12 protein-coding genes are annotated in these 21,445 nt (G+C 43.7%); 3 read left to right on the plus strand and 9 right to left on the minus strand.

From position 1 onward, the window contains the following. Genes nrfD through GQF63_RS06515 form a run of 3 tightly spaced genes read right to left on the minus strand, consistent with a single transcriptional unit; the run spans window position 1 to window position 5,845 of the window. A complete protein-coding gene (gene nrfD / locus GQF63_RS06505; RefSeq protein ID WP_160368411.1) occupies window positions 1-1,482 on the minus strand; it encodes an NrfD/PsrC family molybdoenzyme membrane anchor subunit in 1,482 nt (493 codons plus the stop codon). Between the two features lie 27 nt (window positions 1,483-1,509). Then, a complete protein-coding gene (locus GQF63_RS06510; protein ID WP_160368412.1) occupies window positions 1,510-4,521 on the minus strand; it encodes a TAT-variant-translocated molybdopterin oxidoreductase in 3,012 nt (1,003 codons plus the stop codon). 43 nt (window positions 4,522-4,564) lie between these two features. Further along, entirely contained in the window at window positions 4,565-5,845 is a 1,281-nt protein-coding gene (locus tag GQF63_RS06515; protein WP_160368413.1) for a cytochrome c3 family protein, read from the minus strand. Window positions 5,846-6,083: 238 nt separating this feature from the next. Here GQF63_RS06515 and GQF63_RS06520 point away from each other — a divergent pair, with 238 nt between their 5' ends. Next, window positions 6,084-6,551, plus strand: coding sequence for a methionine-R-sulfoxide reductase (locus GQF63_RS06520; RefSeq protein WP_160368414.1), 468 nt, complete (start codon window positions 6,084-6,086; stop codon window positions 6,549-6,551). Here the strand turns inward: GQF63_RS06520 and GQF63_RS06525 are convergent. Further along, a complete protein-coding gene (locus GQF63_RS06525; RefSeq protein WP_160368415.1) occupies window positions 6,517-7,545 on the minus strand; it encodes a LacI family DNA-binding transcriptional regulator in 1,029 nt (342 codons plus the stop codon). The genes GQF63_RS06520 and GQF63_RS06525 overlap by 35 nt on opposite strands. 156 nt (window positions 7,546-7,701) lie before the next feature. On the opposite strand from GQF63_RS06525, the gene GQF63_RS06530 reads away from it, so the two are divergent. Continuing rightward, complete coding sequence (locus GQF63_RS06530; RefSeq protein WP_160368416.1) at window positions 7,702-9,969, plus strand: GH92 family glycosyl hydrolase; 2,268 nt, start codon at window positions 7,702-7,704, stop codon at window positions 9,967-9,969. A 76-nt stretch (window positions 9,970-10,045) separates the two neighbouring features. Further along, on the plus strand, window positions 10,046-10,375 hold the full coding sequence (locus GQF63_RS06535; protein WP_160368417.1) for a DUF493 domain-containing protein: 330 nt from the start codon (window positions 10,046-10,048) through the stop codon (window positions 10,373-10,375). Window positions 10,376-10,417: 42 nt separating this feature from the next. Here the strand turns inward: GQF63_RS06535 and GQF63_RS06540 are convergent, their stop codons facing one another. The 5 genes from GQF63_RS06540 to GQF63_RS06560 form a co-directional block, all read right to left on the minus strand. Further along, entirely contained in the window at window positions 10,418-11,299 is an 882-nt protein-coding gene (locus GQF63_RS06540; RefSeq protein WP_160368418.1) for a hypothetical protein, read from the minus strand. Between the two features lie 775 nt (window positions 11,300-12,074). Beyond that, a complete protein-coding gene (pnp, locus tag GQF63_RS06545) occupies window positions 12,075-14,267 on the minus strand; it encodes a polyribonucleotide nucleotidyltransferase (RefSeq protein ID WP_160368419.1) in 2,193 nt (730 codons plus the stop codon). A gap of 155 nt (window positions 14,268-14,422) precedes the next feature. Further along, window positions 14,423-16,261 carry an alpha-L-fucosidase gene (locus tag GQF63_RS06550; RefSeq protein WP_160368420.1) on the minus strand — a complete coding sequence of 613 codons (1,839 nt, stop codon included), beginning with the start codon at window positions 16,259-16,261 and terminating at the stop codon, window positions 14,423-14,425. 149 nt (window positions 16,262-16,410) lie between these two features. Continuing rightward, window positions 16,411-18,327 carry a SusD/RagB family nutrient-binding outer membrane lipoprotein gene (locus GQF63_RS06555; protein WP_160368421.1) on the minus strand — a complete coding sequence of 639 codons (1,917 nt, stop codon included), beginning with the start codon at window positions 18,325-18,327 and terminating at the stop codon, window positions 16,411-16,413. Between the two features lie 19 nt (window positions 18,328-18,346). Then, window positions 18,347-21,433 (minus strand): SusC/RagA family TonB-linked outer membrane protein, encoded by a 3,087-nt coding sequence (locus tag GQF63_RS06560; protein ID WP_160368422.1) that lies wholly within the window; start codon window positions 21,431-21,433, stop codon window positions 18,347-18,349. Between the last annotated feature and the right edge of the window lie 12 nt (window positions 21,434-21,445).

The following is a 21,445-nucleotide window of genomic DNA, read 5'->3' on the forward strand; positions in this document are numbered from 1 at the left end:
TTATTTTTTCTTTAATGCTTTAATATCCTCTTCTGTTACTGAATCGTATTTCTCCAAAGAATTTCTGAAGAACTCCACTTGATCCTCAGGGAATGCACCTTCTTGAACCAATTTCGTTTTCTGTTGTAAGCTCGCGCTCTTCAACAATAATTTCACCTCTGCAATTGCAATACCTGGTAAGAAACGGATGAACAATAAGAATAGGGTAAAGAATAAACCAATAGATCCTACGAAGATACCTACATCCACCCATGTTGGATAGAACATCGCCCATGATGATGGTAAGTAGTCACGGTGTAAGGAAGTAACGATAATTACAAAACGCTCAAACCACATCCCGATGTTTACCACAATAGATAATACCCAAGAGATTGGAATACTGGTTCTGATTTTCTTGAACCAGAATAACTGTGGCGAAATTACGTTACAGGTCATCATCGCCCAGTACGCCCATGCATACGGTCCAGCAACACGGTTGGCGAACGCATACATCTCGTACTCTGAACCTGAGTACCATGCAATAAATAACTCCGTTAAATAAGCGATACCTACGATAGAACCTGTGGTCATAATGATCTTGTTCATCGACTCGATGTGGAACATCGTGATGTAGTCTTCAAAGTTCATTACTTTACGAAGGATCAATAATAGGGTTTGTACCATCGCGAAACCCGAGAAGATCGCTCCAGCAACGAAGTATGGAGGGAAGATCGTGGTGTGCCATCCTGGAATTACCGAGGTAGCAAAGTCCATGGATACGATGGTGTGTACCGAAAGTACTAATGGGGTAGAGATACCAGCTAAAATCAAAGAAACGATTTCAAAACGTTGCCAAGTTTTAACCGATCCGTTCCAACCAAAAGATAAGATCGAATAGATTCTACGTTTTAAGCCTGTTGCACGGTCGCGAACAGAAGCGATATCCGGTAATAAACCACAGTACCAGAATACTAAGGATACCGTGAAGTACGTAGAGATCGCGAAGGCATCCCATACCAAAGGCGAGTTAAAGTTTACCCATAGGGAACCAAACTGGTTTGGTAAAGGGAAAATCCAATAAGCTAACCACGGACGACCCATGTGAGCAACAACGTAGGTTGCCGCACAGATTACGGCAAAGATTGTCATCGCCTCTGCCGAGCGGTTAATGGAGTTCCGCCAGTTCTGACGGAATAATAATAATACTGCGGAAATCAGGGTTCCGGCGTGACCAATACCCACCCACCATACGAAGTCGGTGATATCCCAAGCCCAACCTACGGTTTTGTTCAAACCCCAGGCGCCGATACCTGTCCAAAAAGTGTATCCAACACTCACTACCCATAACATGGCGCCAAGGACAGCTACTGTAAAGCCAATCCACCAAGCCTTGTTCGGTTTATTTTCAACCGGTAGCAAGATATCATCTGTAACTTTTGCATACGTGATGTTCTTGCCGGTTACTAATGGTTCTCTTAATATTGATTCGTTATGCGATGACATAGTTATTTTATTTCAGTATGGAATAAATTACGCTTCAAAGGTGTTTCTAACTTTCGTCATGTAACCAATGTTTGGTTGCACGTTGATTTCCTCTAATACGTAGTATACACGTTCGTTACGTAACGCTTTTGAAACCTCAGATTCTGGATCATTAGCATCACCAAAGATAATGGCGTTGGCCGAACATGCCGCTTGACATGCCATTTGGATATCGCCATCTTTTACTTTACGATTTTCGATTTTTGCCTTCAACTTACCAGCTTGGATACGTTGGATACACATCGAACATTTCTCCATAACCCCGCGAGAACGCGTAGTTACATCTGGATTCAATACTAATTGTGTAAACTCGTTGTTCAAGTAGTTGTCAAAACGTGAATCATTCCAGTAGTTGAACCAGTTGAAACGACGTACTTTATATGGACAGTTGTTCGCACAGTAACGCGTACCGAAACAACGGTTGTAAGCCATATGGTTTAAGCCTTCAGACGAGTGAACCGTCGCTAATACCGGACATACCGTCTCACATGGTGCGTGCTCACAGTGCTGACATAACATCGGCTGGTGAACCACGGTGATGTCTTCGTAATCAAGACCTTCCGCGTCAGCGATATCATTCTCTTTCGTCAATTTAGCATCACCTGAATTGATGGTGTAGTAACGGTCAATACGCAACCAGTGCATCTCACGACGACGACGAACCTCGTCACGACCTACCACAGGAATGTTATTCTCTACGTTACAGGCTACGATACATGATCCACAACCTGTACAAGCGTTCAAGTCAATCGCCATAACCCAACGGTGACCTGGTTGCTCAAACTTATTCCATAAGTCATAAGTTTGGTGTGAATCTGAAAAACGACCAGACTCTGAATTCGGATCTTTTAAGTATTTCGCGAAAGAAGTCTCGCGAATAATATTACGACCTTCAATCGTGTGGTGTGTTTGTGTTTGTGCTAATTCGTAGATGCCAGAAGCTTTGCTAACCGATGCTTTCGCTGTAAACTGAACTGTGCCGTTTACTAAGCTTGCAAATGGATACGCATTTACCCCTACATTGTTACCTGCTTTACCTACTTTCGTACGACCATAACCTACCGCTACAGAAACCGTTCCTCTAGCTTGTCCTGGCTGTAATACCACTGGTAAATCAACTTTGTAACCGTTGGCTTCTACCGTAACTTTTCCGGTTTCTTTAACCCCTAACTCGGCAGCATCTTGTGGGTTGATGGCAGCATAGTTATCCCAAGTTACTTTGGAAACTGGATCAGGAAGTTCTTGTAAGTAGGCGTTGTTCGCGTAACGACCATCTCTTAAGGTAGTCGATTCGTACAATTTCAACTCTACCCCGCCTGCTAAACGTTTGCTATCGTTGGCAATCGCCGCTGCTGCTGCATTCACATCCACAGCTGCGCTGTACGATGAGCCTGTAGCCGATCCTTTAAATACAAAACCTTGTTGCAATACATCTTTCCAAGCCTTTCCAGTACCTGCTAAGATGTTGGCTTCCCAGTATTCTTTTACGAAATCGTGGATTGGTTTGTTCACGCCTGCCCAAACTAATAAAGATTGTTCTACTTGACGTGTATTGAAAACAGGGTTGATGGTAGGCTGAATGATAGTAAACAAGCCTTCTTTCGATGAAGAATCGCCCCATGCTTCTAAGAATGTACAATTTGGCGCAATGGCTTTTAATTCAGAAGCAGTTTCGTCAGCTCGGTCTGCGAAAGATACCGTATAATCGATCTTCGCAAGCGCTGCTTTAATGTCATCTGCTTTAAAGTAATCATAAACCGGGTTGCTGTTCAAGAAGAAGGCTACCCCAACCTGTCCAGCTTTTGCCGCTGTTAAGAATTGTTGGAATGCTGCATCTGAACCTTGGTGTTGCTTCGAGTAGTTATCTAAGTCGATAATTGCACCGTAAGCACCCAATGCACTGTTAATCGCGTTTACCAACAATTGAACGTTGGTATCGTTTGATCCGGCAACCACTAAGGCTGAACCTTTTGCTGCTACTAATTCTTTCGCTGCAAGGCTGATTACTTTCTTCGCTTTCGCATTGTTGGTACCACCTGCTAAAGCCTGACCGGTAATTTCATTGTATAAGGAAACTAATACCGCGCCTTCTTCAGAAGGTTTGATGGCAACACGTGCATCAGCATTTGAACCCGTCATGGAAAGACCTGATTCAAATTGAATATGACGTGACATTTTACCGCCTTTTAGCGATTTATGGTCACGGTTTTTAATATAATCTTGTGTATGTTCTTCACCAGCTACCCACGAGCCAAGGAAGTCTGCTGCTACTGAAACAACAACCTGTGCCTTGTCAAAATGGTATGAAGGAATAACCGCTTTTCCGAAAGCTGCTTTATTCGCTTCAATAATACCGCTGTAAGAAACAGCATCTACTTGTACTAAATTCGTTGCCGGGAATTTCGCTGCCAAGGCTGCAATCGCTGCTAAGGTAGTCGGGCTATTCACGGTATTCGCTACAATCGTAATTTGCTTGCCGGCAGCTTGCGCTTTCGTTAAAGCATCAACTACGGCTTTATCTAGTTGCGACCATTCTACATCTTTACCTCCGATTTGAGGGTTCTGTAGTTTGGACATATCGTATAAGTCAAGAACAGAAGCGGCAGTTTGGGCATCTGTACCTTGGTTCAACCCTACAGCATTCGGGTTAGCTTCCAAGGAAATAGGACGTCCTTCACGTGTTCTTACAATAACACTCTGTCCGTTGAACGAAGACGCGTAAAAGTTAGGGATACCCGGGGTAACTTCTTCCGGTTTGATAACATAAGGTACAGCCTTATGAATTGGCGTACGGTTACATGCAGCCAATGTTACAGCACCTAAGCCAAATCCTAATGCCTTCAAGAAGTCACGACGTGGCGTTTTTGTACTTAACCCTGCTTCATTTAACACATCTTCTACGGGAATAGGCTCAGCAAACTCACTCTTGCTTCCTTCTACAAAAGCTGGAGTCTGATTTAACTCTTCTAAACCTTTCCAATATTTTTTATTGCTTTCCATTTAAGCTATATATATAAGATTCCGTATTTCTAAATTAATTCTATTAATAGTGACATTTACCACACTCTAATCCACCGATCATCGCAGCAGTCATCTTCTCACCTTTTTTCAACTTCTCGTGTGCTTCAATCAATTGATCGTAGTACGCGTTATCGGTATTAACCGTAGTCTCTTTGTGACAATCAACACACCATTTCATCGTTAGTGGCGAGTATTGGTAAACCTCTTCCATATCCTGGATCGGACCGTGACAAGTTTGACATTCAACACCTGCTACAGTTACGTGCTGTGAGTGGTTGAAGTAAGCAAAGTCAGGTAAGTTGTGAATCCGAACCCATTCAATAGGACGTGGGTTATTACCGTAGGTTTTAGTCTCCGGATCAAAGTCTACAGCGCGGTAGATTTTCAAGATCTCAGGGGAAATCTCACCATCGTAATGATCCGAACCTGTTACGGTGTTGTGACAGTTCATACATACGTTGGCCGATGGAATAGATGCATTTTTCGATTTAAACGCACCACCATGACAGTATTGACATTCGATTTGGTTAACACCAGCGTGAATTTGGTGTGAGAACTTAATCGGCTGCACAGGCTTGTAACCCTCATGCACACCTACGTTCCACATCGCCTTCCAACCAGCAACACCCAATAAACCGACAACCATCAACACCACGAAGAATACTAGTTTCTTATTCTTCAAGAAAGCCTGCGCAAATTTCGCAGCACTGCTTTCACCAGCCTCTTCATGCTTCGCTTGTGCTTCAGCAATGCTCGCCTGGTTGTTGGCAATCACTTTCTCTAAAGTTTTTGTAACACGGTTTAACGCAAAGATCACCGCAATAGCAACAACTAACAAGGCTACCAACCCAACGATCATCATCGGGCTCGCATCCGAGCTTGCTGCAGCACCCCCAGCAGGAGCAGCGGCTTTTTTCTCTGCTAATTTTACTTCCTCAGCTTGTAAGTAGGCAATGATATCTTTGATATCACCTTCTGATAAGTGAGCATAAGGAGCCATCATTGTCGGATATTCAGCCTTCAATGCAACGGCTTGCTCATCGCCAGAATCCACCATCCCTTGCGGGTTATGAATCCATTTAACAATCCAAGCTTCTTCACGGCGCTCGGACAATCCAGCCAAATCCGGACCTGTAATTTTCTTACCTACAGCGTGACAAGAGTTACAGGCGTTCGATTTGAAGAGCGCACCACCATTCGCGGCATCCTGTGCTTGCGAGGTTGTTGTAACGGCAAATAACAATACCAAACTGATCGATATTGACTTCGCAAGTCTTCCCAAAACGGATGAGATATTTCTCATATTTAGCACTTTATACTATTTTATGTGTAATAATTAATTGTTGACATTCAGAGTATGTACACTAAAGCGTACAAAACAATGCACAAAAGTATAACTTATTAAGCAATCCCTGACAATTTGATGACGTAATTTATCAATTTATAATCATTCTAAATAGTTGTCATAGAAACGCCATAAACGCCCTCTAATATAACATTAATGTGATTTTAATCCGTAAATAATTCGGTAACTTAGGAACATGATAAAATGGATAAATTTCTTTTTTCTGTATTTATTATGCAGTGCTTGTGCCCAATCGCAGTCACAACAAACAAATACGACTATGAACAACGAATCGAAATACAATAGCTTAAGTCCGGAGGAGGAATATGTCATTCTTCACAAAGGCACCGAGCGCCCCTTTACGGGCGAATTATTAAACAATAAAGCCGAAGGCACCTATGTGTGCCGCCGTTGCAATGCCCCGCTTTATTTATCCAAGGATAAATTCGAGTCGCATTGTGGTTGGCCTAGCTTTGATGATGAAATTCCGGGGGCTGTACATCGAGAAACGGATGCAGATGGTCGAAGAACCGAGATTCTATGTGCTAAATGTGGCGGACACCTGGGCCATGTTTTTGAGGGTGAAGGATTCACCGCCAAAAACACCAGGCACTGTGTAAATTCTATTTCTATGAAGTTTGTTCCAGCGTCTCCTGCGAAATAACAGAAGAGCCGCGAACTTGCAACTCACAAGGAATTACAATCTTTTGTAATTCCTTATTTTTTCCCTTGATTTCATTCAATAGGGTATGGATCAATTCATTGGCAATGGCACTGGTATCCTGCGTTACCACAGAGATAGCCGGTTCGTGCAATTTGAATAGGGTATGATCATCGAAGGCAACCATATGGGGCAAGTTCATACCATACTGCTTCACGGCTTTTAAGCCATCAATAGCCAGGTAGTTCGTCGCAAACAAAACAGCATCTAAGCGGTTATCGTGCATAAAAGCATGCAGCTGCTCAATAGCCTCCCCTTCCTCCTCATCAATTTTGATCTTCTTGATATAAGCTTGTTGCTGATGGTCATCTATGGCCTTCATATAGCCTTCCAGCCGATCGCGCATCTGGGTCTGATTGGAATACAACGACACATAACCCACCTTCTTATTCTGCGGATTCGCCAAAAGGTGGCTGGTGGCCTCAAAGGCGCCTTTAAAATTATCGAGCACCACATAATGGGTTTCCAAGGTCGGAATATAGCGGTCAAACAACACCAATGGCACATTGTTCTTGTTCAGGTTGCTCAAGGTGTCCTCCAGGCCTTCGGGCGGGGTAATGATATAACCATCCACCTGCCGATCGTAAAACAGCTGGATCAGCTCCTTGGCTTTCGTGGCGTCGTTATCCATACTACAGTAAATAATATGGTAACCATTGTCATAGGCAATCTTCTCGATATCCTTCGCTACGTTGGAAAAGAAAGGGTTGGAAATATCTTCCACAATCAAACCCAAAATTTTCGACTGTCCTGTTCGTAAACTTTGCGCCAATTGATTGGGTTTATACCCTACTTTTTTCACATAGTCTAGCACCCGCTTGGTTAGCCCTTCGCTAATGCGTTTTTCCTTGGCTTTACCATTCAGAATAAAAGATACCGTGGTGACGGAAATCCCCAGACTTTTTGCAATATCACTAATTAAAATACGTTTTCTCATACTAGGTCGGTGGTTGATTCTTGTTTATTTTATCAAATATATAATTTCAGCTAAAGTTTAGCAAGTATTTGCTAAATAAAATGCTAAATATCATGCTAAAAGGATTTATTACAGAAATAAAACTATTTTTGTGTAGAACACATTATGATAACGATTATGAGCAAAAATCATTGTAGCAAAGCATACAAATTTCTTGTTTTAGGCGGTATTCTCCTCTTTTCCCTCGGAAATGCCTATGCCCAAAAACTAAGTAGCTACGTCGATCCCTTTATCGGAACAGGTGGCCATGGCCATACTTTCCCCGGAGCAACCCTGCCCTTTGCCATGGTGCAATTGTCACCAGACAACGGTAAAAACGGTTGGGATTGGGTTAGCGGCTACCACATCTCCGCAGATTCTATCGCCGGATTCAGCCATATGCACCTCAGCGGAACAGGCATCGGCGATTGGCTAGATATTGCCGTGATGCCCCTCCTGCAACCACAGGCACGCTATCAAATCGATACCAGAGTCGCCTTTTCACATAACGATGAACAAGCAAGCCCGGGTTATTATGCCGTAACCCTGCAAAATAAGATTCAGGCCAAACTTACCAGCACAGAACGGGTAGGTTATCATCAGTACCAGTTCCCGGCGAACAGCGAACCAACCATCCGCATCGACCTGAACCATGCCTACAATTGGGACAAACCTACTGATACCGAAATTCAGGTGTTAAACGACAGTACCCTCATCGGAAAACGCTATTCCTACGGCTGGGCAAACCAGCAACATATTTATTTTGCTGTTCGTTTTTCGACGCCATTTAAGCGCTTCTTATTGAACGGGAAAGCCAACAGCAACAAGAAGCTGCGCATCCAGAATAACAAAAACAACAAGGGCGAACCAGCCGTGAATGCACAGCTTATCTTCCCCGGACAACGACAGGTCGAATTAAAAGTAGCCTTATCAACCACAAATGAGCAGAAGGCCTTGCAGGCCTTAACCGAAATCCCGTCCTGGTCCTTTCAGGCGGTGAAACAAGATGCCGAAAATAAATGGGAGAAAGAGCTGGGCAAAATCAAGGTTAAAGCGGCCAACGAAAAGCTCCTGCGTGTTTTTTATTCTGCTTTATACCATACGGCGGTATCCCCTACCTTATACTCCGACCAAGACGGCCAGTATAAAAACTACAAAGGCCAACTGAAGCAAATGCCCAATGGCGGACAACGCTATACCCTATTCTCTTTATGGGACACTTTCCGTGCGCTGAAGCCTTTATTCAGCATTACCCAACCCGAACGCTATACCGATATTTTAAACAGCATGCTGGCCTTCTATGATGAAAATGGGCTACTACCAGTTTGGGACCTAAGCACCTTCGAAACCAATACCATGACGGGCTACCACGCCATCCCGGTATTGGCCGATGCCATTCTAAAAGATTGGCCCGGGCTTGATGCAGAACATGCCTACCAAGCCATGCTGGCCAGTGCCAACCAATCCATTCGCGAAGTGCCCGCTTATATCGAATATGGCTATGTGCCCCAAGATGTAAACGGCGGTTCCGTAACGAAAACCCTAGAATACGCCTTTGATGATTATTGCATCGCCTTAGTGGCGCTCAAGCTTCGTAAAAAAGCCGATTACCTCAAATACAGCCAACGTGCGAAAAGCTATGTCAATCATTTCGATCCGCAGAGCGGTTTTATGCGTGCCAAGCTGAAAAACGGCCAATTTATGGAACCTTTTGACCCTTTCTATTCGGAGCATGATTTCGACAAAAGCCAATACATTGAAGGAAATGCCTGGCAACACTCCTTCTTTGTGCCTCATGATGTGCGTGGCCTAGCCAATCTATTCCCTAAAAAAGACGGCTTGGAGCAGATGTTGGACACCTTATTCAAAGCACCTTCCATCATGACCGGTGAGAACCAATCGCCGGATGCCAGCGGATTTATCGGACAATATGCCCATGGCAATGAACCGAGTCACCATATTGCCTACATGTATGCTTACATCGGAAAACCCTGGAAAACACAAGAAAAAGTTCGCACCATTATCGATTCCATGTACCATGATCGGCCAGATGGCTATGCCGGCAATGAGGATGCCGGACAAATGAGCGCTTGGGCTGTATGGTCAATGATGGGCTTATACCCGGCATCCCCCGTAAACGGTGAGTATGTATTCGGAAGCCCCGTGCTCGATCAAGCGGATATTCAAATGCCGAATGGAAAAACATTCCGTATTACCGCCCGCAACAACGGCCCTAAGCAGCTGTACATTAAGTCTATACGTTTAAATGGTAAGAAATATACGAAAAGCTACATCACACATCAGGATATGCTGAAAGGCGGCGAGTTGATCTTTGAGATGTCGGCCAAACCGAATAAGAAATTCGGAACTGCACGAAAAGACCAGCCTACATCCATGGAAAACTAAAGGAAACAAAACGCATTTTGTCATGTTTTAGCCTTAGGTATGCATTTTGTTTAACTACAGGAAAGGAGAAGATAATATGAGTGATTTTAATAACATTAATATCAAAGATATTCAAGACAACAGCAATAATAACGACCAGGATTTCTACAAAAACTTCCGCGAAAAACTGATTGAAGTAGAACAATTCCCATCCATCTATACCTTCAAGTTTATCGTTAAAACAGATAGCGATCAGGGCGAACAAGTAAAAGCCTTATTCGACCATGCTTCCGCTAAGTTTTCAGAGAAAAGCTCCTCCGGAGGGAAGTACACGTCCATATCCGTCGAGAACTTTGTAAACAACGCCGATGAAGTCATAGCCTACTATAAAAAAGTAGCAGAAATACCCGGAGTCATGATGTTGTAAAACCTAAGGGGTGCCAAAATGGCACCCTTTTTTTATGGGCCTTTAGTGCTCCATCTCTTTAATTGCCCGTTCCACCGCCGCGGGATCCTTCAAGTTTATTTTACGCTCTTTAAACGCGAGATAATAATTCCCCGGGATAATAACATACCTAAAAAAAATATAGGGACTTATACTTACTACCGGTCCACCATCATAGACAAATCGCATGATGACCAGCTCCCGAGGCTTGGCATGAAAATTAATGGTAGACATCCGACCTATGGCATTACTTGTAAAAGGTAAAGGATATAAGCCTTGTCCATAATCCAAGTAAACGAGTATGGCCGCATTTTTCAACACCTCAGTCGTGAGTTGAGGCTCATAGATATGTGCAGCCCGAATTCTAGTATTATCGAAAGAGGAATCTACCATACGCACAAGCGACCTCCATCCCGAATACATCACCCTAGCTTCTGCCTTTAAATTCGTACCTATACCCCAGCCTGTTGCCATTTTAGGACCATATAATATCATCTGCGTAGAATTGAAATAAAAGTCGCCTACCGCGCCCAAATTCGCTGCAGGCATTGTGGTGCCCGATAAAAACTGGGAGCCATTTTTTCCGTTGGTGCCGTTGGTTCCGTTGGTGCCATTAGCGCCCTTGAGGTTCACCCCTGCTCCCCATCCCGCCGCGACTTTAGGACCATACAATACCCCCGTACTGGTTCTGAAATAATAATCGCCATTTTTCCCTACTTCTGCTGTAGGTACGACAGTTCCCGAAAAAATGGAAGCCCCATCTGCCCCCTTCACGCCGGTAACCCCTTGAATTCCCTGAATACCTTGCTTTCCTTCGGGACCGGTTGGCCCTGCTTCTCCCTTTTTACAGGAACTACTCCCAAGAAGCGCTATTCCCAGCAGCAGTATTATAAATTTTGTTTTCATAGTTATATAAGTTTTTTTCCAGTTTTTATGATTTCGAAGGCTAAACTAGATGATAATTCCGCGTTAATTTTCCATGATGAGTGAGCAAGGAGGGTTAATGCGTGGAAACAAGGGTTTAATGAGGGAAAAGGTTTGGAGTAGTATTTAGTATGGAGTAGTTAGTATTTAGATGTAGGGTGGTTGTCATCGTGCTGTCCTCGCTTTGTCATCGTGAGCTGTCATCCTGAGCGAAGTCGAAGGACGAACGATTGGTACGTCAGTGTAATCAATCAAACCTAAAACACTTATTAACAACTTATTATGCATTGCTGATTGCATTGACGTACCAATGGTTCGACTCCGCTCACCATGACAACCCTGGCCACAACGCGACACAAAGCGGGCCGCAGTTTACCAGTATAGCGTGCCGTAGTTTGTAAGCAATGCTTAACAAGCAATGCCACTTCATGTCATCACCTTCCAATAAATTTTGCAAACATTTTACCCCCTCACGACGACAGCACGATGACAAAGCGAGGGCAGCACGATGACAAACACGCTAATTACTGCCCACCCTACATCTAACTACTAAATACTCCATACTAAATACTATTCTCACCCCTTTCACTCCCCTTTCTCACCCGTATCAATCCCCTTTACAATGGGCTAAACAAGGCGAGAGAAACGTTGCAGCAAAAAGCCAAAAAATTGAAAAACAGGAAGCACTTACCTTAGAATTTAGGGCATAAAAAAAGGCCAACCGAAGTTGACCTTAATCTGATGTGTTGTATAAAGTTTAAGCTTGTGGAGCATCCGTAGCCGGGTTATCCGACGCTGGTTTTTGCTCTTGTCTAGGCTTATCTTCTTTTGGAGGGCGAGGCAATAACACTTTACGAGAAAGTTTCATTTTACCTTGCTTATCGATATCTAATAATTTAACAGTTACCATATCGCCTTCGTTGAATACACCGTCCATTGTTTCTAGACGTTTCCAATCGATTTCTGAGATATGTAATAAACCGTCTTTTCCTGGAAGGATTTCCACGAATGCACCAAATGGCATGATAGATTTCACTTTACCTTCATATACTTCACCAATTTCAGGTTTTGTAACGATGGCTTTCACGCGTGCCATAGCAGCATCGATAGAATCTTTGTTTTCTGCAAAGAACTGAACGATACCTTTGTTATCCACTTCTTCAATAGAGATGGTAGCACCTGACTCACGTTGGATCTCTTGGATTACTTTACCTCCAGGGCCGATTACCGCACCGATAAATTCTTTATCGATAGAAATCTGGATAATACGTGGCGCATGTGGTTTGTAGTCTTCACGAGGAGCTTGAATGGTTTTCGCCATTTCACCTAAGATGTGTAAACGAGCTTCTTTCGCTTGGTCTAGGGCTTGTGTTAACACTTCCCATTTCAACCCGTTGATTTTTAAGTCCATTTGACAACCCACGATACCTTTGGATGTACCAGTTACTTTGAAGTCCATATCTCCTAAGTGGTCTTCATCACCTAAGATATCGGAAAGGATGGCGTATTTACCAGTTTTTTCGTCGGTAATCAATCCCATGGCAATACCTGAAACAGGTGCTGCAATTTGCACCCCTGCATCCATTAATGCTAAAGTACCAGCACAAACAGTAGCCATTGAAGAAGAACCGTTAGATTCTAAGATATCCGAAACAATACGAATGGTATACGGGTTTTGCTCGCCTGAAGGCAATACTTGCTTCAAGGAACGCATCGCCAAGTTACCGTGTCCTACTTCACGACGACCAGGACCTCTGTTTGGTCTTACTTCACCGGTAGAGAAACCTGGGAAGTTATAGTGCAACAGAAATTTATTGTAGCCATTGATAAAAGCACCATCAATCATTTGCTCATCGTCTTTAGAACCTAAAGTTACCGATGTTAATGATTGGGTTTCACCACGCGTAAATACGGCAGAACCGTGTGCTGCTGGTAAATAATCGACCTCCGTCCAGATAGGACGAACAGTGCGAACATCACGACCGTCTAAACGAATTCCTTCGTCTAATACTAAATTACGTACCGCATCGTATTGCACATCGTGGTAGTATTTTTTCAATAAGAATTGTGTATCCTCATCGATCTCTTCGCCTAAGGTTTCAAAGAAAGCCTGACCAATTTCCGCGAATTTCTCGGTACGCTCGTGCTTGGTCGATCCTGATTTTGCAACAGCATAAACCTGATCGTATGTCGCTGCATAAACCGCCTCTTTCAACTCTTCGTTGCTAGGCTCGTGAACAAACTCGCGTTTTACTTCTGAACCTACCAATTTGGCTAACTCTACTTGAGCGGCTACTTGTTTTTTGATGGCCTCATGTGCAAAAGCAATGGCTTCTACCATTTCGCTTTCCGAAATTTCTTTCGCTTCCCCTTCTACCATCACGATATCTTGAGCAGAACCTGCAACAAGAAACTCTAAGCTTGCTGATGCTAATGCCGTAGCTGTAGGGTTAATTTGCAATTCGCCATCAATTTTCGCTACGCGAACTTCAGAAATCGGACCATTGAATGGAATATCAGAAACAGCGATTGCTGCTGAAGCCGCTAAACCTGCTAAGGCATCCGGCATAATTTCTTTATCCGCAGAGATTAAACTTACCATCACTTGGGTATCTGCGTGGTAGGTATCCGGGAATAAAGGACGTAATGCTCTATCAATTAAACGGGAAATTAAGACTTCATAATCTGAAAGTCTAGCTTCACGACGTAAGAATCCACCTGGGATACGTCCTGTTGCTGCATATTTTTCTTGGTAATCCACAGAAAGGGGCAAGAAATCAGCACCAGCTTTCGGTTCTTTGGAAGAAACAACCGTAGCTAAAAGCATGGTTTTTCCTTGTTTCAATACAACTGACCCGTCAGCCTGCTTTGCTAACTTTCCAGTCGACAATTCAATAGGGGCCAATCCGCCACCCATTTCAATCGTTACTTTCTTTTCGTTATAACTCATTGTGTTTTCATTGTGATGCATTTGCGTCTGTTTAGGAATGCATCAATTTAATATTGACCTTTTTAATCGCACAAAGGTAAATAAATTTCCTCCGTAAACGTAATTCCCACGCAATTTTTCATCGTTGCCGATGTGCTGTTACCATCCGAAGGTTACTAAGGCTTGGCGATCCAAATCCGATTGAATAAAAGAGGCTTATCGCTCTGGAAATGCACTTCCACATAGCCAGGGCTTTCCACTTGAATTTCCCCTACCGGTAAATCCAAAAACTCCTCTACATACCAGTTCTCGTTTGGCTCGACCGTAACTTTGCCATTTTGGGGGGCCTGAAGCTGGTAGTGAACACTTGGATTACGCTGATTTAAGACATTCGATGCTTGTTTTTTCTTCGATTTTGTGCCGCTTGGGGCTGCTGCCGCCGGAGACAATCTTTGCACTTGGATGCTAAGGTTTGCCGGGTTTGCTTTGCCTTGATGCACATTGCAGGATAAAGTATACCGACCGGCTTCGGCAAGATATAGTTTCCAGGTCGCTTGCTGTCCGGCCTGTAACGCGATATGATCGGGTTTGGTTCCATCGAAAGCCTTGACACTTAACCCCGCAGTGATACTGTTTTTCGCCGTTAAGGCATAACCGCCGAAGGTTGATTCGGCAACAAGCTGCTCATCCAAATGCAGCTGATTAAAAGTTAATTGGATCACAGAGACATACGGATCTGGGGCCTGTTTGGGCAAAGCAAGATGCAGCATAGGGCCTTGTTGCTGAATTTGCAAGGCCTGTTTTCCGGCAGGGATTAGCAAGCTTGCCGAGCTCGGTTTTTCCAAGATGCCCGAAACACGCAATACCTGATCTAAAGGCCAATTATACACATGTAGGTAGAGGGATTTACCATCTTTGGAGGCCGTAATCTTTCCCCAGTCGTGCTGACTGCTCCGTAATTTTACGCCTTTGTTTTCGTAGAGCGCTTCGCCATACTGCTGCAGCCATTTCCCCATGCTCGTTAAGCGTTCAACGCCTTCAAAAGGCACCGAACCATCGGCACGCGGACCGATATTAAGGGTATACGAACCGTTTAAGCTGACATTATTGATGAGGGACTGAAAAAGCTGATTGGTGGATTTCCACTCATTTTCCAGGGCATTGTATCCCCAGGAGTGCGCAATGGTTCCCGGCGTTTCCCACACATGGTCTACATAGGCTTCACCAAATACATTATCGCCCAGCGTTTCAAAATCAACCACCTTACTTTCCATCGGTAAGCCCAGGCGCGAGTTGATCAGGCAATTGGGTTGTAGACTATGGATTAAGTTGGCCAGCTGCAGCAACTGTTCTTTCTTGATGATACTCTGTTGATAAGGAATCCACATATCAAACCACATCAAGGCTACATCGCCATAATTAGTGAGCAGTTCGCGAACCTGTGGAATGACCTTCTGCTGCCAGTATTCATTGTATTGGGCGTCTGTTACCCTTCCTGTTACTTCTTGGTTATGGTTCCATCCATAGGGATGTTCCCAATCGATCCAATGCGAATAATAAAAACCCAGTTTCATACCATGCTTTCGGCAGGCTTCCGCTAATTCTTTGATGACATCCCGACCACTATGCGAGAGCTTCGGCAAGGAATAATCGCCCACTTGGGTATCCCAAATGGCCACACCATCGTGATGCTTCGCCGTCATGATGATGTATTTCATGCCGGCTTTCTTCGCCAATAGCACCCATTCTTCGGGATTGATATGTTCCCACTCGAAGCGTTTGGCCAATTGCCCATATTCGGCTAAAGGAATGCGGTTTCGGTATTGGATCCACTCGGCATAATTATTCGGATGGCGTAGGCGTTCGCCCTTCCACAACCCTTCACTGGCACTGTAGAGCCCCCAATGGATGAACATGCCAAATCGGGCATCTTCCAGCCATTGGGCTTTCGTTTGTGCTTGGGTTTGCAAAAGGAACAAACAGCATAATAGGAACAGGCTTATTTTTCTCATCATTTTTCTAAGGATTATCGTTACGGATCGGTATAAATTTAAAAATTTCTAAGGCATCTTGCTCGACACTTGACCAAGCCTGCCCGATGTAAAACAAAAAAACCTATAGGGCAAAAGCCCTATAGGAATCGTTTTGTATCAAATTACTAGTGCTAGTTTTTCTTTGCCCACCATAATGGGGTTGACACTTTATCTTCACCACCTAAAGCTGATACAGCTTCGTTATAACCTTCTTGCGATGATGCGCGGAAGGATGATGGATAAGGGATACGTTGCGGGAAGAATTTCACGCTGTTTGTCATGTAATTGGTCTTGGTTAAATCTGGCATATTCGGCAATGGATTTTCAACGGCAGGATTCTCAAAGAATGGTAATCCTAAGCGACGATGATCGTTCCATGCTTCCAAAGGCAACCAAGGCATGTTAGCAATGTATTTTTGGGTAATAATTTTTGTTAAGGCATCATTACGCACGGCACCATTTTTATAGATGGTATTGGCCGGGTAAGCAATGCTAGCTGTACCTGCCGTTCCTGTATAGCCATCTACATAGTTCATGTTATGCGAATTGCCCGGTTCTGTGGTATGGGTAAAGCTTACAGAAGTACCTACGTTGTTATAGCTTGTAGATGCCAAGTAAGTGGTTAAATGCTGCGATACGCCCCAATATTCGAAATTCGATTTAATACCGGCTTCGTACGCATCTTTCGCCGTAATTCCTACAGACCATCCTTTCAAGGCCGCTTCAGCAAGCAAGAAATAAGATTCCCAGCCCGCGAAGAACACGCGTTTTGCGGTGCTTCCACGGAAAGCCTGAGATAGACCGGGGATTTTACCTACCTGCACGGAACGGATGCCGTTAGCAGTACCTTTGGCACCGAAGTCGCCAATAGCAGTGGTACTCCAGGTATTTTTAGTATCTAAGAATAAGGTATCGCCAGGGGCAATCGGCATTTTCACTTTCGTGGTTTTTGCATCATCTGTCCAAGAAGGATAGTTAGACCAGGTGCTGCTCGTTACATCACCAGGGATGTAGAAGGTTTTATAGGCACGAGGGTCGATGGTATTTGGAAGGCCATCGAAGAAATAACCTGCGGCAGGATCGTTTGTTAAGGTAGAATAATGCTTTAACAAGCGTTTTCCGATGTAATTTGCAGGTTTGATGCTGCTGTGGAAAGAGCTGGCCAATTGGTTTTCGGTTTTCACCCCGCCTAACCCTACATACAGGTTATTTAACGTGGCCGATAATACCTGACCGTTCCACTCGCGGCTCATTACTCCCGACAATGGATCCCATCCTGGTTTTTCCTGAATGAGGAACATATCATCGGCCGTTTTGATGTAGTTACCACCTGCTGCAGCACTTTCAAATTCTGTTTTCGCTTTGCCGGCATCTACTTCTGCAATACGCATCGCTAAACGCATACGCATTGAGTTGGCATATTTCGTCCATTTCTCTACCGAGAAACCGTAAGCATTATCAAACTTTTTCTTTTCGTTTGGAACCGCCACATCAGCATCTAACTTAGAAACCGCATCTTTTAATTCCGCTAAAAGGAAATTGTAAACCTCTTGCACGGAATTGTATTTTGGGTTTTCCCCATCAAAACCAGCGATTGGCATAGGCCCGAAGTTATCGGCCATTTCACTTAATAAATAAGCGCGCCAGATTCTACTGATCTGTACCATGTTATTGATATAAGGCTCTGCCGTATTCGCGGCGATACGCTCTTGTCCAATTTTAATGGCCTTCGAAGCGGAGGTTAACCATTTTGCGCCGTAGTTTCTGCTCCAATATTCATTAGACCAACCATCGTTATGGGTATTTACGGCAATCCCGTTCGCCAAGTGCTGTCTGGAAGCATTTTTCCAATACAATACGAAGATACGCTCGGCGATATTCGGGTCTTGTTGGGCACCGATTAGGGCATCGTTGAACAAATACTCAACCTGTACCTGAGACTCATTTACTTTCAATGGGTTGACATTCATATCTTCGAATTTCGAACATGATGACATGCTTGCTGCCAGTGCAAAAAACAACCCTGCTTTTGATATAATATTTTTCATTTGTTTGCTCTCCTACTGATTAGAAACCTAGGGTTAGATTGATAAAGTATGATCTGGATGTCGGTGTAGAGAAGTTCTCAAAACCTGTCGCGTTTGTATTGATAGAGAATACAGACTCCGGATCGATACCATTTGCATAACTCTTAATCATCCAAGCATTGTTCACGGTGAAGGCAATCTTCGCACGTTGTAGCACATTGCTTTTTAAGATGGAGGATGGTAGGTTATAGCTTAAGGTGATGTTTCTTAAACGGATGTTGGTCGCGTCATAGATATTTTCCTCACCGATACCTAAGTTTCCTTGGTTGGTTACTTGATTCCAATATTGTTGTGGGGTTACGGATGCCGTGTTTGCTTTGTAACCAGCACCGTCTTTCACTACACCGTCTACCACGAAGCTCTCGCGAGCTCCATTTGGCGCCGTCATGTCTGCCGCACCGTTACGTTGTAAGTTCAAGTTGGTACCGGAGAAGAACTCGCCACCAAAGCGTCCGTCAACCTGGAAGGATAAACCGATGTTTTTGTAAGCGAAGTTGTTGATCCAGCCTACTAATGCTTTTGGCGCTTGGTTACCCAATAACACTTCACCTGTAGCTTGTGGCAAACCATCGCCGTTCAACAATAATTTACCGTGCATATCGCTGTTTACATCATCTACGCGAAGGTATTTCGTACCGTAGATATTACCGTATAACTCGCCAGCATTGGCACGGATATTTAAGTTATCGAAGTTGCCTAAGCCATAGGTTTTGATATCATCGGTCAATTTGATGATTTTATTGGTGTTCTTCGAGAAGTTCACACTGGAGTTCCAGTTTAAGCCGTTGTCTGATTTTAAGATCTGACCATCTAAGGCAATTTCAAAACCCGTGTTCTGGATATTACCGGCGTTGATTTTCTGCGCACGGAAACCACTCATTGGATCCATCGGAATGTCTAAGATCTGGTTGGTTGCGTTGTTTTTGTACCAAGAGAAATCTAATCCTAAACGACTGTTGAATAAACGGGTATCGAAACCAAACTCTACCGTTTTAATCAATTCGTTTACTAAGCTGTATAAAGCTTTAACATCATCGTAATAGGCTGTTGCGTTTTGGTTCGGGTCCTTTCCAACGGTATAGCTATTGATTAAGCTGTATGGTTTTGTATCATTACCTGCTTGACCGTAAGATGCTCTAACTTTTAAGAAGTTCACAAAGTTTGGCATGCTACCTCCGTTTTTGGTCACCATATCAGAGATAACCAAGGAAGTACTTACTGCTGGGTAAAAATAAGGATCGTTTAGGGTAGAGGACCAGTCTTCACGTGCTGTAACGTTTAAGAACCAGTAGCCATCGTAATTTAACTCGGCTGTTCCGTATAGGGAGTTAATCTGTTTATCTAAACGTAATTGATCTACCGTAGGCGTACCTACGCTATTGTTGATCGAGAAGAAGTTTGGCACTTCCAATTCGCCTGCATTTACACTTAACATAGACTCGTTAGACTGCATAATCTGTCCGAATAAGGAACCGTTCAATCCCCATTTGCTTCCGCCAATGGCATCTTGATGTGCATGTAAAGCTAACGTGTAGTTACGCTCAGAGAAGTCTGATTTTCCGTTAGAATATCTACCGTTTTTACCCATTGGGCTACCACCGTAGGTACGGTTGTCATAACGAGTAGTGTAGGAATCCATTCCGGCACGTCCTTCAACATCTAACCAATCTGTTAATTTATATTTTACGCTCGCATTCATTAAATAACGATTACGGATATCGTTATTGATTTGGTAATTCGCCAACCAGTAAGGGTTCATACTGTTGGTTGTTCCGTACCATAACATTTGACCAGTATTGGTTACCGCATCCTTATAATCTAAGATGTTTAAGGAACGTGGCATAACGAACAAGGTAGCATAGGCATTACCGTTATTCTGACCTGCTGTCGGACGGTTTACCGCATCGTTGTTCATGTATTGTACTTTCACATCTGTGGTCCAACGTTTGTTTTCCCCAAAGTTTGAAGTCACCTTCGTCATTAAGTTCAAACGCTCTAAGCTAGATCCAGGAATCTTGCTCTGATCGTTCAAATACGTAGCTGAAGAGTAAATGCTGGTATTGTTGAATTGCTGTTGGAAAGATACGTTTTGGGTATGGTTTACCCCTGTTTTAAAGAAGTTACCCACGTTATCGTAAGCTTGGTAAGTGCTACCATCGATGGCAGGCCCCCAGCTGGTTAATCCTAACTGATTAAAGGTACCGTCAGAACCTTGGGCAAAGGAGTTCTGTAACTTCGGTAGGGTAAATAAGGTTTCCAATCCTAAAGTTGAAGAATAGGTAATTCCTGTTCCTTTTTGGGCTTTACCCGACTTGGTGGTAATGATAATGGCACCGTTTCCAGCGCGTGATCCGTATAATGCAGAAGCAGCACCGGATTTTAATACCGACATGCTTTCAATATCTTCCGGGTTGATATCGCCTAAACCGTTACCCATATCTGTACCTGGGTTCCAGAAGTCGTTATTCACCTGGCCATTGCTACCTTTCGCACCTAAGAAGTTGTTCATCGGAACACCATCCACAATGATTAAAGGTTGGTTATCACCTGTTAAGGAGTTATTACCACGTAAGGTAATTTTTGTTGACGAGGCAGGGCCGGCAGATCCTTTGATTACTTGTAGACCTGCAACTTTACCTACTAGGGCATTCGCTACGTTGGTTTCCTTCGCATCGGTTAATTGATCGCCTTTCACATCTTGAAAAGAATATCCTAATGATTTTTTCTCTCTTTTAATCCCCATCGCTGTTACCACGACCTCATCAATCGTGCTTTCATCTGCTTGAAGGGTAACATTATGGGTTCTCGATGAAACCGTGATTACCTGTGTTGTATAGCCAATGATTGAAAAACGTAATTTTTCTCCATTTGAGGCTTCTACAGTGTAGTTACCATTGGCATCAGTTTGTGCGCCGCGGGTTGTTCCAACGACAGTCACACTGACACCGGCAACTCCTGTACTACCATCCGTTACTCTCCCTGTAACAGATTGTTGTGCGAAAATCGTGCTTATGCTTAGCAACATAATCAGCGATAAACTGCAACATTTCAAGTAAAAATTGCTCATGTTAGCGTAATT

Source organism: Sphingobacterium humi (assembly GCF_009768885.1).
GTDB classification, from domain to species: domain Bacteria; phylum Bacteroidota; class Bacteroidia; order Sphingobacteriales; family Sphingobacteriaceae; genus Sphingobacterium; species Sphingobacterium humi.